The 15,389-nt window shown below is 72.1% G+C and carries 14 protein-coding genes; 6 read left to right on the top strand and 8 right to left on the bottom strand.

Annotated features, from left to right (window positions below; translation table 11 throughout):
• Positions 1–26 precede the first annotated feature (26 nt).
• The 8 genes from IO30_RS0123925 to IO30_RS0123890 are packed head-to-tail and all read right to left on the bottom strand — an operon-like array spanning position 27 to position 6,892.
• Positions 27–2,048: an NADH-quinone oxidoreductase subunit 5 family protein gene (locus IO30_RS0123925; protein ID WP_031146005.1), complete on the bottom strand. Its 2,022-nt coding sequence runs from the start codon at positions 2,046–2,048 to the stop codon at positions 27–29.
• Entirely contained in the window at positions 2,045–2,401 is a 357-nt protein-coding gene (gene nuoK, locus IO30_RS0123920; RefSeq protein ID WP_031146003.1) for an NADH-quinone oxidoreductase subunit NuoK, read from the bottom strand. The genes IO30_RS0123925 and nuoK overlap by 4 nt, the downstream gene beginning before the upstream one ends.
• Positions 2,401–3,033, bottom strand: a complete 633-nt coding sequence (locus tag IO30_RS0123915; protein WP_107066924.1) for an NADH-quinone oxidoreductase subunit J family protein — start codon at positions 3,031–3,033, stop codon at positions 2,401–2,403. The genes nuoK and IO30_RS0123915 overlap by 1 nt, the downstream gene beginning before the upstream one ends.
• Positions 3,030–3,620: a NuoI/complex I 23 kDa subunit family protein gene (locus IO30_RS0123910; RefSeq protein ID WP_037894985.1), complete on the bottom strand. Its 591-nt coding sequence runs from the start codon at positions 3,618–3,620 to the stop codon at positions 3,030–3,032. The genes IO30_RS0123915 and IO30_RS0123910 overlap by 4 nt, the downstream gene beginning before the upstream one ends.
• Complete coding sequence (locus IO30_RS0123905; protein WP_031146000.1) at positions 3,617–4,585, bottom strand: complex I subunit 1/NuoH family protein; 969 nt, start codon at positions 4,583–4,585, stop codon at positions 3,617–3,619. Before IO30_RS0123905 ends, IO30_RS0123910 begins: the two co-directional genes overlap by 4 nt.
• Positions 4,582–5,895, bottom strand: a complete 1,314-nt coding sequence (locus IO30_RS0123900; RefSeq protein WP_051902541.1) for an NADH-quinone oxidoreductase subunit C — start codon at positions 5,893–5,895, stop codon at positions 4,582–4,584. Before IO30_RS0123900 ends, IO30_RS0123905 begins: the two co-directional genes overlap by 4 nt.
• Positions 5,892–6,494, bottom strand: a complete 603-nt coding sequence (locus tag IO30_RS0123895; protein WP_031145991.1) for an NADH-quinone oxidoreductase subunit B — start codon at positions 6,492–6,494, stop codon at positions 5,892–5,894. The genes IO30_RS0123900 and IO30_RS0123895 overlap by 4 nt, the downstream gene beginning before the upstream one ends.
• Positions 6,485–6,892: an NADH-quinone oxidoreductase subunit A gene (locus IO30_RS0123890; RefSeq protein ID WP_031145989.1), complete on the bottom strand. Its 408-nt coding sequence runs from the start codon at positions 6,890–6,892 to the stop codon at positions 6,485–6,487. The genes IO30_RS0123895 and IO30_RS0123890 overlap by 10 nt, the downstream gene beginning before the upstream one ends.
• A 147-nt stretch (positions 6,893–7,039) precedes the next feature.
• Here IO30_RS0123890 and IO30_RS0123885 point away from each other — a divergent pair, with 147 nt between their 5' ends.
• The 6 genes from IO30_RS0123885 to rarD all read left to right on the top strand — a co-directional run bounded on the left by IO30_RS0123885 (position 7,040) and on the right by rarD (position 15,341).
• Positions 7,040–8,230: a sensor histidine kinase gene (locus IO30_RS0123885; RefSeq protein ID WP_031145987.1), complete on the top strand. Its 1,191-nt coding sequence runs from the start codon at positions 7,040–7,042 to the stop codon at positions 8,228–8,230.
• A gap of 370 nt (positions 8,231–8,600) precedes the next feature.
• Complete coding sequence (locus IO30_RS0123880; RefSeq protein ID WP_031145985.1) at positions 8,601–9,902, top strand: sensor histidine kinase; 1,302 nt, start codon at positions 8,601–8,603, stop codon at positions 9,900–9,902.
• A 447-nt stretch (positions 9,903–10,349) separates the two neighbouring features.
• Positions 10,350–11,009: a response regulator transcription factor gene (locus IO30_RS0123875; protein WP_031145983.1), complete on the top strand. Its 660-nt coding sequence runs from the start codon at positions 10,350–10,352 to the stop codon at positions 11,007–11,009.
• Between the two features lie 156 nt (positions 11,010–11,165).
• Complete coding sequence (locus IO30_RS0123870; RefSeq protein ID WP_031145981.1) at positions 11,166–13,109, top strand: 2-oxoacid:acceptor oxidoreductase subunit alpha; 1,944 nt, start codon at positions 11,166–11,168, stop codon at positions 13,107–13,109.
• The gene (locus IO30_RS0123865; RefSeq protein ID WP_051902540.1) at positions 13,102–14,181 is read left to right on the top strand and encodes a 2-oxoacid:ferredoxin oxidoreductase subunit beta; all 1,080 of its coding nucleotides are present in this window, start codon (positions 13,102–13,104) and stop codon (positions 14,179–14,181) included. The genes IO30_RS0123870 and IO30_RS0123865 overlap by 8 nt, the downstream gene beginning before the upstream one ends.
• Positions 14,182–14,315: 134 nt before the next feature.
• On the top strand, positions 14,316–15,341 hold the full coding sequence (rarD, locus tag IO30_RS0123860) for an EamA family transporter RarD (RefSeq protein ID WP_373316472.1): 1,026 nt from the start codon (positions 14,316–14,318) through the stop codon (positions 15,339–15,341).
• Positions 15,342–15,389: the final 48 nt, after the last annotated feature.

Raw genomic sequence — 15,389 nt, 5'->3', positions numbered from 1 at the left:
GATATCAATCACGGCTGACTCACGGCTCACGATCCGGCGTTGACGTTGGCGAGGACGGCGGTGGCGATCGCCAGGACCACGGCGCCGGCGAGCAGGGCGCTCAGGTAGCTCTGCACGTTGCCGGTCTGGGCGCGCCGGACGAGGCTGCCGAGCAGCTTGGGGCCGGTGCCCGCGCCGCGGACGTACGCGTCCACGACCTCGCGGTCGAGGAAGCGGACGAGGCTCGCGGCGCCGCGTACGGGGCGGACGAAGAGCCGGTCGTAGAGGGCGTCGAGGTGGAAGCCGTCGGCCGCGTGGCGGTGCAGCGGGCCGAGGAGTGCGGGGCCGGGGTCGGCGGCGGGGCCGGAGGGGACGGCCGGGTGGTCGTGGGTGACCTCGGCGACCTCGGGGGTCTCGGCGGCCGACCGTGCGGCCTCGGCGGAGGCGGAGGCGGTGGGCCCGGACGCTGCCGGGACCGGGGTGCGGGCCGCGGCGGTGGCCCTGGCCGTGGCGCGCTGCCAGAGGCCGTAGGTCAGCAGGGCGCCGATGAGGGCGGCGCCGATGCTGAGGGCCGAGGTGGCCGGGGTGGGGGTGAGCTGTCCGCCGTCGAACCAGTCGGCGAGGGGGACGGCGGCGAGGCCGAAGGCGACCGAGGGGACGGCCAGCAGCCACAGCACGCCGGTCATGGCGACGGGCTCCTTGCCGTGGTCGGGGGCGGGCGCGCCCCGGCCGCGGAAGGCCATCAGCCACAGGCGGGCGGCGTAGGCGGCGGTGAGCAGGGCGGTCAGCAGGCCGGAAAGGAGCACCAGCCAGCCGGCCGCGGCGGGGGCCGCGTCGGAGTGTCCCTGGGCGGCGAGTTCGGCGGCGACGAGGACGGCTTCCTTGGAGAAGAAGCCGGCGAAAGGCGGGATCGCGGCGAGCGCGAGGAGCGCGATCGTCATCGTCCAGAAGGCGTCGGGGATGCGCTTGGCCAGGCCGTCCATGCGGGACATGGCGGCCAGGGAGTTCGTGCCGGCGGCGTGGATGATCACGCCCGCGCCGAGGAAGAGGAGCGCCTTGAAGGCGCCGTGGGACAGGAGGTGGAAGACGGCCGCGCCGCGGTCTCCGACGGCCAGGGCGCCGGTCATGTAGCCGAGCTGGCCGATCGTGGAGTAGGCGAGGACGCGCTTGATGTCGTCCTGTGCCAGGGCGCTGAGGCCGGAGCCGATCATCGTGACGGCCGCCATGACGGCCATGACCACCAGTGCGGCCTGCGAGGCCGCGAAGACGGGCAGCAGGCGGGCGATGAAGTAGATGCCGGCGGCGACCATCGTCGCGGCGTGGATCAGCGCGGAGACCGGGGTGGGGCCCGCCATGGCGTCGGGGAGCCAGGTGTGCAGCGGGAACTGCGCGGACTTGCCAGCGACTCCGGCGAGCAGGAGGAGCGCGATCAGCGTGGGGTGGTCGAGGCCGCCGTCGGCGACGGTGTCCAGGACCTTCGTGATCTGGAAGGAGCCGGCGTCGGTGGCGAGGGCGAACAGGCCGATCAGGAAGGGTACGTCGCCGAGCTTGGTGACGAGGAAGGCCTTGAGGGAGGCGGAGCGGGCCGCTTCGGTCTCCCAGTAGTGGCCGACGAGGAAGTACGAGCAGATGCCCATGATCTCCCAGCCGACCAGCAGCACCATCAGGTCGCCGGAGTAGACGACGAGCAGCATGGCCGAGGTGAACAGGGAGACCAGGGCTGCGTACGAGGGGTAGCGCGGGTCCTCGCGGAGGTACGCCGTCGAGTAGAGCTGGACGCAGGTGGCGACGAGCCCGACCAGTACGGCGACCAGTACGGCGAATCCGTCCAGGTAGAGCGAGAGCTCGATCGGCACCGAGCCGGTCGGAGTCAGCTCGGTCGCGGTGCTGATCGCTTCGCCGCCGCCCTGGCGGACGGCGACGAGCACGGCCAGTACGGCGGCGGCCAGCGTCGGCAGTACGGCGAGCGGCCGGACGAAGCCGGGGGCGGTGCGGCCGAGGAACAGTCCGGCCACCGCGCCCAGGAAGGGCAGGAGGGGGACGAGGACGGCGAGGGTCGGGGTGCTCACGCGGCGGCCTCGCTCTGCGTGTTCGGCGTGGTGGACGCGGGTTCGTGGCCCTCGGCGGTGTCGCGGAGCCGGTCGACGTCCGAGGTGCCGCGGTTGCGGTACACCATCAGCACGATGGCGAGGCCGATGCCGATCTCGGCGGCGGCGATGGCGATGGTGAAGAGGGTGAGGGCCTGGCCCGCGTGCAGGGTGTCGCGCAGCCAGACGTCGAAGGCCACCAGGTTGAGGTTGACGGCGTTGAGCATCAGCTCGACGGACATCAGGACCAGGATGGCGTTGCGGCGGGCGAGCACTCCGTACAGGCCCGTGCAGAAGAGGAGCGCCGCGAGCACGGCGGGGTAGGCGAGGTGCATCAGCGCTGCCCCTTGTCACGGGCTTCGGCGGGCTCGGCGGGATCGGCGGGCCCGGCAGGGTCTGCGGGATCGGCCGGACCGGTCTTGCGGGACAGCACGATGGCACCGATCAGGGCGGCGAGGAGCAGGACGGAGAGCGCCTCGAAGGGCAGCACCCAGTGCTGGAAGAGGATCTCGCCGGAGACCTTCGTCGAGCCCTGGACGGGGCCGTCGAGGTCGATCCAGGTGGTGCGGAAGGCGTCGACGACGACCCAGACGAGCGCGGCGGCGGCGGTCACGGCGACGCCGAGGGCGACCCAGCGGTTGCCGGAGTCGGCGTCCGGGGAGCGGCCGATGGGCGCCTTGGTGAGCATCAGTCCGAAGAGCAGGAGGACGACGACGGAGCCGAGGTAGATCAGGACCTGGACCCAGGCGATGAACTCCGCGGTCAGCAGGAGGTACTCGACGGCGATGCCGCCGAGGGCGACGACCAGCCACAGGGCGGCGTGCACCAGCTGCTTGGTGGTGACCGTGACGACGGCTGCGCCGAGGGTGGCGAGGCCGACGAGGACGAAGGCGATCTCGACGCCGGTCGGGGAGAGGAAGCCGGGCCCGGTGGTGGCGGCTGCGGCCAGGGCGGCGGCGGGGATCACGCGTCTGCCTCCGGGGTCGCGGGGGTCTCTGCCTCGGCAGCGGCTGCGGCGGCTGCTGCTGCTGCGGCGGCTTCGGCCTTCTCCACCGCCTTGCGGGCGGCGGCGACTTCCTTGGGCTCCTCGGCGGCCGGGTCCAGCGCGGGCGGCGCCGGGACGGTCCACATCCACTCGCGCAGCTTGTCGCGCTCGTGCGTCAGCTCGTGGATGTCGGTCTCCGCGTACTCGAACTCCGGCGACCAGAAGAGGGCGTCGAAGGGGCACACCTCGATGCAGATGCCGCAGTACATGCAGAGGGAGAAGTCGATGGCGAAGCGGTCGAGGACGTTGCGGCTGCGCTCGCGGCCGCCGGGCGTGGAGGCCGGGACCGTCTCCTTGTGGGAGTCGATGTAGATGCACCAGTCGGGGCATTCACGGGCGCACAGCATGCAGACCGTGCAGTTCTCCTCGAACAGGCCGATGACCCCGCGGGAGCGGGGCGGGAGCTGCGGCTGGACCTCGGGGTACTGGGCGGTGTGCGAGCGCTTCGTCATCGTGCGCAGGGTGACCGCCAGCCCCTTGGCGAGGCCGGATCCGGGGATGGGCATCAGTTGATCGCCACCTTCACGATGCCGGTGAGCGCGATCTGGGCGAGCGCGAGCGGGATGAGTACGGTCCAGGCGAGCTTCTGGAGCTGGTCCTCGCGCAGGCGGGGGTAGCTCACGCGGAGCCAGATCACCACGAAGGCGAGGACGGCGGTCTTGAGCAGGGTCCAGACCCAGCCGAGGCCGTCGGCCCCCATGGGGCCGTGCCAGCCGCCGAGGAACAGGACGGTGGTCAGGGCGCAGAGGACGACGATGCCGGCGTACTCGGCGAGCAGGAACAGCGCGAAGCGCAGGCCCGTGTACTCGGTGTACGCGCCGAAGATGATCTCGGAGTCGGCGACGGGCATGTCGAAGGGCGGCCGCTGGAGTTCGGCGAGGCCGGCGGTGAAGAAGACGAGCGCGCCGACGATCTGCCAGGGCAGCCACCACCACTGGAAGGACTCGACGATCCCGGGGAGGGAGACGGTCCCGGCGGCCATGGCCACGGAGGCCGCGGCGAGCAGCATGGGGAGCTCGTAGGCGAGCAGCTGGGCGGCGGTGCGCAGGCCGCCGAGCAGCGAGAACTTGTTGGCGGAGGCCCAGCCGGCCATCAGGGAGCCGAGGACTCCGACGCCCATGACGGCGAGTACGAAGAACAGTCCGGCGTCGATGACCTGCCCGACCGCGCCCTCGCCGGGGCCGATGGGGACGGCGACGAGGACGAGGAGGTACGGGAGCAGGGCTACGGCGGGGGCGAGCTGGAAGATCCGCCGGTCGGCGTTGGCCGGGACGATGTCTTCCTTCTGCGCGAACTTCACGCCGTCGGCGACGAGCTGGGCCCAGCCGTGGAAGCCACCCGCGTACATGGGGCCGAGGCGGCCCTGCATGTGGGCCATCACCTTGTGCTCGGTCTGCCCGACGACGAGCGGGAGCACGAGGAAGACGGCGAAGACGATGATCAGCCGCAGGGCGACGTCGAGGACCTCGTTCACGCGTCGCCTCCGTTGTCGCGGTCGTTCTCGGCCGCGGGCTCCGCCTCGGGCGCGGGCTTGGCCGCGGGCTCGGCCTCGGGCTTGGCCGCGGGTGCGGGCTCAGCCGCAGCCTCGGGCTTCGCCTCCGGTGCAGCCTCGGCGGCGGGCGTGGGCGCAGCCCCAGGCTTCGCCTCCAGCTCGGGCCCGGCCTCGGGCTTCGCCTCCGGCACGGACTTTGTCTCCGGCTCCGGCTTCGCCTGCGGCTCGTCGAAGGCGGGCTTCGGGTCGTGCCAAGGGGCGTCGGAGCTGCGACGGGCCGGGCGGGCGGGGGCCTGTGGCTCAGCTGCCGGGGTCTGGCTGGCGGAGCCTTCGCCCGCGGTCCGCGCACGGCGCGCCGGCCGGGCCGGGGCTTCGCCCTCCGGGGTCGGGGTCGCCTCGGTGTCCGCCGCCGCGGCGGCCTGGCTGGCCGAGCCTTCCGTCACCGAGCGGGTCCGGCGCGGCGGGCGCACCGGGGCCTCGGTGTCCGGGGTGGCGGCAGCCTCCGCGGCCCCGGTCGCCGGGGCGTTCTGGCCGGCCGAGCCCTCCGTCACCGAGCGGGTCCGGCGCGGCGGGCGCGGCGGGGCCTCGGTGTCCGGGGTCGCCGGGCCCTCCGCCGCAGCGGCGCGGGGCCGGCGGGCCGGGGCGCCCTCGCGCGCGGCGCCGGCGGCACCGGCGGCGCGGGGAGTACGGGCCGGGCGGGCGGGGGCCGGCGGGAGCTGGCCCTTCATCGGGCCCCAGTCGTTGGGGTCCGGGACGCCCGGCGGAAGCATCTGGCGGCGCTTGGGCGCGTCCGGGTCGTGGGCCTCGCCCGGCTCCTTGGCGCCGGGCCAGGCCTTGGCGACGCGCGCGGCCAGGACGAAGTCCTTGCGCAGCGGGTACCCCTCGAAGTTCTCGGGGAGGAGCAGGGGCACGAGGTTCGGGTGGTCGGTGAAGGTCACCCCGAACATCTCGAAGGTCTCGCGCTCGTGCCATTCCGCACCCGCGTAGACCGCGACCGCGGACGGCAGGGACGGCGCCGCGTGCGGGACGGTCGTGCGGAGCAGCAGCCTGCGCACCCGGTGGTTCTCCAGCGAGACCACGTGCGCGCAGATCCGGAAGCCGGTGCCCGGCTCGTCCACCGCGCTCAGCCAGTCGAAGTACGTGCAGCCGAGCTTGTCCCGGGCGATCTCCAGGGAGGAGATCCAGGAGCCGACGGGGACGTCGACCGTCAGGACGTCGTACGCGAACGAGCCCACGGCCTCCTCGCCGAAGACCGTCGGCGCCGCGTCGGGCAGCGAGTCGTAGAGGTTCACGCACTGCTCCCGGGGGCCGGCGGAGGCGTGACCAGGCCGCTGGTGAGCTGGGAAACGGAGGGGCCGCTCGCGTAGCGCTCGGCGAGCGACTCCCGGGCGATCTTCTCCTGGAGCTTGAGGATGCCCTGGAGCAGCGCCTCGGGCCGCGGCGGGCAGCCGGGGACGTAGACGTCGACGGGGATGATCTGGTCGACGCCCTTCGTCACCGAGTACGAGTCCCAGTAGGGGCCGCCGCAGTTGGAGCAGGCGCCGAAGGAGATGACGTACTTGGGCTCGGGCATCTGCTCGTAGAGCCGCTTGACGGCGGGGGCCATCTTGTCCGTGACCGTGCCCGAGACGATCATGAGGTCGGCCTGGCGCGGCCCCGGCGCGAAGGGGATGACACCGAGGCGGATGAAGTCGTGGCGGGCCATCGACGCGGCGATGAACTCGATCGCGCAGCAGGCGAGTCCGAAGTTGAAGACCCACAGGCTGTACCGGCGGCCCCAGTTCAGGACCACCTTCATGGGTTCCGGGGCGAGGCGGGAGAGGACTCCCAGCCGCTTGGGCTCCGGGAGCATCACGCTCTCGGTCGGTGTCACAGCCGGTGTCACGTCCATTCGAGGACGCCCTTCTTGTACGCATAGAGCAGGCCGACGGCCAGGAAGCCCAGGAAGATGAACATCTCCACCAGGGTCGTGGCGCCGTAACCGGCGGCGGCGAAGACCGTCGCCCACGGGAACAGGAAGATCGAGTCGACGGCGAAGATGACGTAGAGGAAGGCGTAGACGTAGTAGCGGACCTGGGTGTGCGCCCAGCCCTCGCCCACCGGGTCGACGCCGCATTCGTACGTCAGCAGCTTCTCGGGGGTCGGTACGACGGGGCGCAGCAGGCGGCCGGCGCCGAAGGCCACGGCCACGAACAGCACACCGAGGACGGCCAGCAGGCCGACGACCGAATAGCTCCGGAAATAGTCGGCTGCGAGCACGGTTACGGTCGATACCGTTGGGTCGGACACGTCCGTTCCTCGCTCCTTGGCCACTGTCGACGATCTGTTACGCACGGGAGTCTAGGGCCTGCCTCACACGGGGTGGGGTTATCCCCCGTTCACAGCACCCCGGACACCCCATGGCATCCGTGCGGCGCACTTGACAGGCTGTGACGCATGACCACGAGCCATGACGTCCCCGATGCGGACCAGCCGCCCCCCGTACGCGCCGTCTTCAGTGCCGTGACGTGGAAGGAGATCGCCCATCTGGTGAGCAACCTGCCGATGGCGGTCGTCGGGTTCACGTACACCGTGGCCATGGTTGCCACCGCGGGCGGTCTCTCGGTGACCGCGATCGGTCTTCCGTTGCTCGCGGGCGGTCTTTTCCTGTCCCGCCAGTTGGGACGGCTGGACCGGGCGCGGGCGCGCGCGCTGCTCGGCGTACGGGTGGACGAGCCGAGCCCGCTTCCCGGTCCGGGGCGGGCCGGCGGGTTCTTCCCCTGGCTGTGGACGAGCATCAAGGACCCGGTCGGCTGGCGGAACGTGCTGTACGACCTGATCCGGCTGCCGTGGGGCGTGCTGACCTTCACCGTGTCGCTGGTGGGGCTGTTCGTGCTGTGGCCGGTTCTGCCGTACGTGGTGCGGGGACTGGCGAACGTGGACCGGGCGATGGTGCGGGGACTGCTGTCGCCCTCGGACGAGCTGGAGCGGCGGATCGCCGAGCTGGAGTCGGACCGGGGCGTGGTGGTCGACACCGCGGCGGCCGACCTGCGGCGCATCGAACGGGACCTGCACGACGGGGCGCAGGCCCGCCTGGTCGCCCTGGCGATGGGGCTGGGTCTGGCGAAGGAGAAGCTGCTGGAGGACCCGGAGGGCGCGGCGGCGATGGTCGACGAGGCGCACGGGGAAGTGAAGCTGGCCCTCCAGGAGCTGCGGGACCTCGCGCGGGGCATCCACCCGGCGGTGCTGACGGACCGGGGGCTGGACGCGGCGCTGTCGTCGGTGGCTTCGCGGTGCGTGGTGCCGGTGAAGGTGTCGGTGGACCTCCCGGCGCGGCCGGCGGAGGCGATCGAGGGGATCGCGTACTTCGTGGTGTCGGAGCTGCTGCAGAACGTGAGCAAGCACGCGCAGGCGCGGATGGCGAGCGTGGAGGTGTGGCGGTCCGGGGCGCGGCTGCTGATCCGGGTGTCGGACGACGGGCGCGGTGGTGCGCAGCTGTCGGGCGGGACGGGGATGTCCGGGCTCGCGGAGCGGCTGGGGGCGGTGGACGGGGTGTTCGTCCTGGACTCGCCCGAGGGCGAGGGGACCGTGGTCACGGCGGAGCTGCCGTGGCGCGAGCGCACGGCCGCGGGCCCGGCCCGCGGCTGAGCACCGCCCCCGGCAGGGCCCGGCCCTCGGGGCCCGTCGACGCTTGAGCGGGACCCCCGTCCGGACCGGACGGGGGTCCCGTCCCATGTGCGGGGGCGGACCCCCGTACGCACGGGACCCGGGACCGGCGTACGCACCTGATTCTTGGCGGCGCCGTGCGCACGGGACCCCGGGGGCGGCGTACGCGCAGGACCCCGGGGGCGGCGTACGCACGGGACCCCGGGGCGGCGTACGCGCAGGACCCCGGGGCGGGATCGGGGTGGGGATAACCCCCCGGGGGAGAGGCCGACACGCTGGATGGTCCGGGGCGGGGCCGGGCGACAGGGTGGAGGGGTACGGACGGACGAGCGGGGAAGGGCGGGTCGGCGCCATGGACGACGGCAAAGGCACGGGCGGGGGGCTCGGCGCGGTGCTGCGGGCGCCCGTCGCCGGACGGACGTGGCGGGAGCTCGGGTTCCTGCTGCTCGGGCTGCCGCTGAGCACCCTGTACTTCTCCCTCGCGATCGCCGGGGTGAGCCTCGGCGCGGGGCTGCTCGTCACCTTCCTCGGCATCCCCGTCCTGGCCGGTCTGCTGGCCATGTGCCGCGGCTTCGGGCAGCTGGAGCGGGCGCGGGTGCGCGGCCTGCTCGGGGCGGCGGTCGCCGATCCCGCGCCGGTCCGGGCGGCCAAGAGCGGGGCGCTGGCCGCCATGGGGGCGCTGCTCAAGAGCGGGAGCGCCTGGCGGCACGTCCTGTACTGCGTGATCCACTTCCCGTGGGCGGTGTTCTGCTTCTGCACGGCGCTGACGTTCTGGGCGACCGGGTGGGCGCTCCTGCTGTACCCGGCCTGGTTCTGGGTCTTCCCCGCCTACACCGACCAGCCCGGTCTCCAGCTCTTCCAGGACGGCGACCGGTCCTTCTACCTCGATTCGCCCCTGGCGATCGCCACGACCTGCCTGGCGGGGCTGGTCCTGACCCTCGCGACCCCGTGGATGCTGCGGGCCATGACCACCGTCGACCGGACCCTGATCGGCGGGCTGCTCGGCCCGTCCCGCCTGGACAGCCGGGTCAGCGAGCTGGAGTCGGACCGCGGGGTGGTCGTGGACACGGCCGCCGCCGACCTGCGGCGCATCGAGCGGGACCTGCACGACGGGGCGCAGGCCCGCCTGGCGGCCCTGGCGATGGACCTGGGGCTGGCCAAGGAGACGCTCGCCGGGGATCCCCGGGCCGCGGCCCGGATGGTGGACGAGGCCCACGGGGAGGTGAAGGTCGCCCTGCAGGAGCTGCGCGACCTGGCCCGCGGGATCCACCCGGCCGTGCTGACCGACCGCGGTCTGGACGCGGCGCTGTCCTCGGTGGCCTCGCGGTGCGCCGTGCCGGTGCGGGTGGCGGTGGACCTGCCGGCCCGGCCCGCGGCCTCGGTGGAGGGGATCGCGTACTTCACCGTGTCGGAGCTGCTGCAGAACGTCAGCAAGCATGCGCGGGCCCGGTCGGCCTCGGTGGACGTGTGGAAGTCCGGGGAGCGGCTGCTGCTCCAGGTGGCCGACGACGGCCGGGGCGGGGCGGTCGCGGGGGCCGGGTCGGGGCTGGCGGGGCTGGCCGGGCGGCTGGACGCCGTGGACGGGGTGCTGGTCGTGGATTCCCCGGCCGGGGGTGGCACGACGGTCACGGCGGAGCTGCCCTGGCGCCCGTAGCCGGGGCCGGCACCACGGTCACCACCGAGCCGCCCCGGCACCCGTAGCCGGGGCCGGCACCACGGTCACCGCCGAGCCGCCCCGGCACCCGTAGCCGGGGCCGCCGCGCCGACCCGGCCACCGGACCGGGCAGACGGCCGGATCGTTTCGGTCGGCGCCCGGCCGCCCTCGCGCGCCCGGTCGCGGGCGGTCGGCCGGATCGTTCCGGTCCGTACCCGTCCGCCCGCAGGCCCGACCGCGTGGCCGCCAACCGGATCGTTCCGGTCCGCCGCCGTACGGCTCCTGCCCAGGTGCGGCAAGGGATCCGGGCTCGGCCGAAAACCTCCGGCGCACGCCCCTTCGTTGCCGGGGCTCTGCCTTGATCCGGCCTTGAGGCTGGGATGCTTGGCCGGGTAAGGGCGTGCGGGAACGAGTGGGTGCGGGAGCTGCTGAGACGTGGAAGACAGGGTGCGGGTGGTCATCGCCGAGGATTCGGTGCTGCTGCGTGAGGGCCTGACCCGGTTGCTGACCGACCGGGGGCATGACGTCGTGGCGGGCGTCGGGGACGCGGAAGCCCTGATCAAGACGGTGGCGGAACTGGCCGCGGAGGACGCCCTGCCGGATGTGGTGGTGGCCGACGTGCGGATGCCGCCGACCCACACCGACGAGGGGGTGCGGGCCGCCGTACGTCTGCGGCGCGAACACCCCGGAGTCGGGGTGCTGGTCCTGTCCCAGTACGTGGAGGAGCAGTACGCCACCGAGCTGCTGGCCGGATCCAGTACCGGGGTGGGGTACCTGCTCAAGGACCGGGTGGCCGACGTACGGGAATTCCTGGACGCCGTGGTCCGTGTGGCCCGGGGCGGTACCGCCCTGGACCCCGAGGTCGTCGCTCAGCTGCTCGGCCGCAGCCGCAAGCAGGACGTGCTGGCGGGGCTGACCCCGCGCGAGCGCGAGGTGCTCGGGCTGATGGCCGAGGGCCGTACGAATTCCGCCGTGGCGAAGCAGCTCGTGGTGAGCGACGGAGCGGTGGAGAAGCACGTCAGCAACATCTTCATGAAGCTCGGCCTTTCTCCCAGTGACGGGGATCACCGGCGGGTTCTGGCCGTTCTCACCTATCTGAAATCTTGATCGACTGACACTCTGTCAGATATGGCACACGGCATACCGGTCGGATCGTCTCAATGGGCGGTCCGACGGTCCAGAATGTGGTCGACCCCTTGGACCTGATCGCTACGGACGTAGGGTGGGTCCTGGGGAACCACGCCTCGAAGGAGGTCCAGTTCAGTGACCAGCCAGGTCAGTAGCCCAGCCGAGCAGGCCGACGGGTCCGGAGGAGCGGTTGTCGGTGGACAGCGCATCCCGGAGGGCCCCAACGGCAAGGAAGTCCGCCGTCTCGACCGTGTGATCATCCGCTTCGCGGGTGACTCGGGTGACGGAATGCAGCTCACCGGTGACCGCTTCACGTCGGAGACGGCGTCCTTCGGGAACGACCTGTCGACGCTGCCCAACTTCCCCGCCGAGATCCGGGCGCCCGCCGGCACCCTGCCGGGCGTCTCCTCGTTCCAGCTGCACTTCGCCGATCACGACATCCTCACCCCGGGCGACGCCCCGAACGTGCTGGTGGCGATGAACCCCGCGGCGCTGAAGGCGAACATCGGGGACGTGCCGCGCGGCGCGGAGATCATCATCAACACCGATGAGTTCACCAAGCGCCCGATGGCCAAGGTCGGCTACGAGACCTCACCGCTGGAAGACGGCTCCCTCAACGCCTACAACCTGCACCCGGTGCCGCTGACCACGCTGACGCTGGAGGCCCTGAAGGACTTCGGCCTGCCCCGCAAGGAGGCCGAGCGCAGCAAGAACATGTTCGCGCTGGGCCTGCTGTCGTGGATGTACCACCGGCCCACGGAGGGTACGGAGACCTTCCTGCGGCAGAAGTTCGCGAAGAAGCCGCAGATCGCCGAGGCGAACGTGGCCGCCTTCCGGGCGGGCTGGAACTTCGGCGAGACGACCGAGGACTTCGCGGTCTCCTACGAGGTCGCACCGGCCAGCAAGGCCTTCCCCACCGGCACGTACCGCAACATCTCGGGGAACCTGGCCCTGTCCTACGGCCTGATCGCGGCGGGGCAGCAGGCCGACCTGCCGCTGTACCTGGGCTCGTACCCGATCACCCCGGCCTCGGACATCCTGCACGAGCTGTCGCGGCACAAGAACTTCGGCGTGCGGACCTTCCAGGCCGAGGACGAGATCGCCGGGATCGGCGCGGCGCTGGGCGCCGCCTTCGGCGGGGCGCTGGCCGTGACGACCACCTCGGGGCCCGGTGTGGCCCTGAAGTCGGAGACGATCGGGCTGGCGGTGTCGCTGGAGCTGCCGCTGCTGATCGTGGACATCCAGCGCGGCGGCCCCTCCACGGGCCTGCCGACCAAGACGGAGCAGGCCGACCTCCTCCAGGCGATGTACGGGCGCAACGGCGAGGCCCCGGTCCCGATCGTGGCCCCCTGCACCCCGGCGGACTGCTTCGACGCGGCGCTGGAGGCGGCCCGGATCGCGCTGGCCTACCGGACGCCGGTGTTCCTGCTCTCCGACGGCTACCTTGCCAACGGCTCCGAGCCGTGGCGGATCCCCGAGGTCACCGACCTGCCCGACCTCAAGGTCAAGTTCGCCACCGGCCCCAACCACACGCTGGCCGACGGCACCGAGGTCTTCTGGCCCTACAAGCGCGACCCGCAGACGCTGGCACGGCCCTGGGCCGTGCCGGGCACCCCGGGGCTGGAGCACCGGATCGGCGGCATCGAGAAGCAGGACGGCACGGGCAACATCTCCTACGACCCGGCCAACCACGACTTCATGGTCCGCACCCGCCAGGCCAAGATCGACAACATCGACGTCCCGGACCTGACCGTGGACGACCCCGACGGCGCCCGGACCCTGGTCATCGGCTGGGGCTCCACCTACGGCCCGATCACCGCGGCCGTCCGCCGCCTGCGCCAGGCCGGGCAGCCCATCGCCCAGACCCATCTGCGGCACCTGAACCCCTTCCCGCGGAATCTGGGAGAGGTCCTCGGACGTTACGACAAGGTAGTGGTGCCGGAGATGAACCTCGGGCAGCTCGCCACCCTGATCCGCGCGAAATACCTGGTCGACGCCCAGTCGTACAACCAGGTCAACGGAATGCCGTTCAAGGCCGAGCAGCTCGCCAAGGTTCTCGAGGAGGCCATCAATGACTGAGGTGACGGACGCCCCCGCCGGCCACCGCGACCTGCTGTCGCTGGTGCCCAAGGCCGAGGCCAAGCAGTCGATGAAGGACTTCAAGTCCGACCAGGAAGTGCGCTGGTGCCCGGGCTGCGGCGACTATGCCGTCCTCGCCGCCGTGCAGGGCTTCATGCCCGAGCTGGGCCTGGCGAAGGAGAACATCGTCTTCGTCTCCGGGATCGGCTGCTCCTCCCGCTTCCCGTACTACATGAACACCTACGGGATGCACTCCATCCACGGCCGTGCACCCGCCATCGCCACGGGTCTGGCGAGCTCCCGCCGCGACCTGTCCGTATGGGTCGTCACCGGCGACGGCGACGCGCTCTCGATCGGCGGCAACCACCTGATCCACGCGCTGCGCCGCAACGTCAACCTGAAGATCCTCCTCTTCAACAACCGGATCTACGGTCTGACCAAGGGCCAGTACTCGCCCACCTCCGAGGTCGGCAAGATCACCAAGTCCACGCCGATGGGCTCCCTCGACGCGCCCTTCAACCCGGTGTCGCTGGCCCTGGGCGCCGAGGCCTCCTTCGTCGCCCGGACCGTCGACTCCGACCGCAAGCACCTCACCGAGGTGCTGCGCCAGGCCGCCGACCACCAGGGCACCGCGCTCGTGGAGATCTACCAGAACTGCAACATCTTCAACGACGGCGCCTTCGAGGCCCTCAAGGACAAGGAGCGGGCCCTCGAAGCGGTGATCCGGCTCGAACACGGCCGGCCGATCCGCTTCGGCGCCGACGACAGCAAGGGCGTCGTGCGCAACCCCGCCACCGGCGACCTGGAGGTCGTCACGGTCACCCCCGAGAACGAGGGCCGGATCCTGGTCCACGACACGGGCGTGACCAGCCCCACCAACGCCTTCGCCCTCTCCCGCCTCGCGGACCCCGACACCCTGCACCACACCCCGATCGGTGTCTTCCGCAGCATCGGGCGGCCGGTCTACGACACGCTCATGGCCGACCAGCTCGACACGGCCGTGGACCGGAGCGGCAAGGGCGACCTCACCGGCCTCCTCCACGGCAACGACACCTGGACCGTCGTCGGCTGACGGACGGGGCACGACCGCCTGGACCACCACGAAGCCCGGCCCCTCACGGGGGCCGGGCTTCGTGTCATGAGTATCTCCTCGTGACGGGCATGACATCCGACCTGTACGGCGCTACCGTCGTCAAGTTGGCTGGAATGCGTACAGGAGGCCCCGTGAAGGCGGAAAAAGATCATCGCGCGGGTCTGCTCAGCGGATTCGGCGCCTACGCGGTGTGGGGGCTCGTCCCCCTCTTCTGGCCCCTGCTGAAGCCCTCGGAAGCCGTCGAGATCGTCGCCCACCGCATGGTGTGGTCACTGGCCGCGGTCGGTCTGGCCCTGCTCGCGCTGCGCCGCTGGGGCTGGATACGGGAGCTGCTGCGCCAGCCCCGCAAACTGGCCCTCACCACGCTGGCCGCCTCCGTGATCACCGTGAACTGGGGCCTGTACATCTGGGCCGTCAACAACGGCCACGTCGTCGAGGCCAGCCTCGGCTACTTCATCAATCCGCTGGTCAGCATCGCGATCGGCGTGCTCGCGCTCGGCGAACGGCTGCGCCGCGCCCAGTGGGCGGCCGTCGGCATCAGCTGCCTCGCCGTGCTGGTGCTCGCCGTGGGCTACGGGCGCCCGCCGTGGATCTCGCTGGTCCTGGCCTTCTCCTTCGCCACCTACGGGCTGATCAAGAAGAAGCTCGGCATGGGCGGCCTGGAATCGCTGGCCGCCGAGACCGCCGTGCTGTTCCTGCCCGCCCTCGGCTACCTGCTGTGGCTGGGCACGCAGGGCCGCTCGACCTTCGCCACCGAGGGGCTCGGGCACTCCGTCCTGCTCTCCGCGACCGGTCTGGTGACCGCGGTCCCGCTGGTGCTCTTCGGGGCCGCCGCGATCCGCGTCCCGCTGTCCACCCTCGGGCTGCTCCAGTACATGGCCCCGGTGTTCCAGTTCGGGCTCGGCGTCCTGTACTTCCACGAGGCCATGCCCCCCGAGCGCTGGGCCGGCTTCTCCCTGGTCTGGGCCGCGCTCACGGTGCTGACCTGGGACGCGCTCCGTACGTCGCGCAGGGCGCGGGCCCAGCTCGCCGCCGCACCGCAGGCACCTCAGGCACCTCAGGCACCCTCCGCAGCGGTTCCGGAAGCGCCCGCGCCGACGCCTGCGGCGGTCGTCCCGCCGACGCGCGAGCCGGCGTAACAGCACCCTCTCCACTCCCACGATCCCCGGCACTGACCACCAGTGCCG

Origin of the sequence: Streptomyces xanthophaeus, from assembly GCF_000725805.1 — a bacterium.
GTDB classification, from domain to species: Bacteria; Actinomycetota; Actinomycetes; order Streptomycetales; family Streptomycetaceae; genus Streptomyces; species Streptomyces xanthophaeus.
This window is presented reverse-complemented; position numbering and strand designations above follow the sequence as displayed.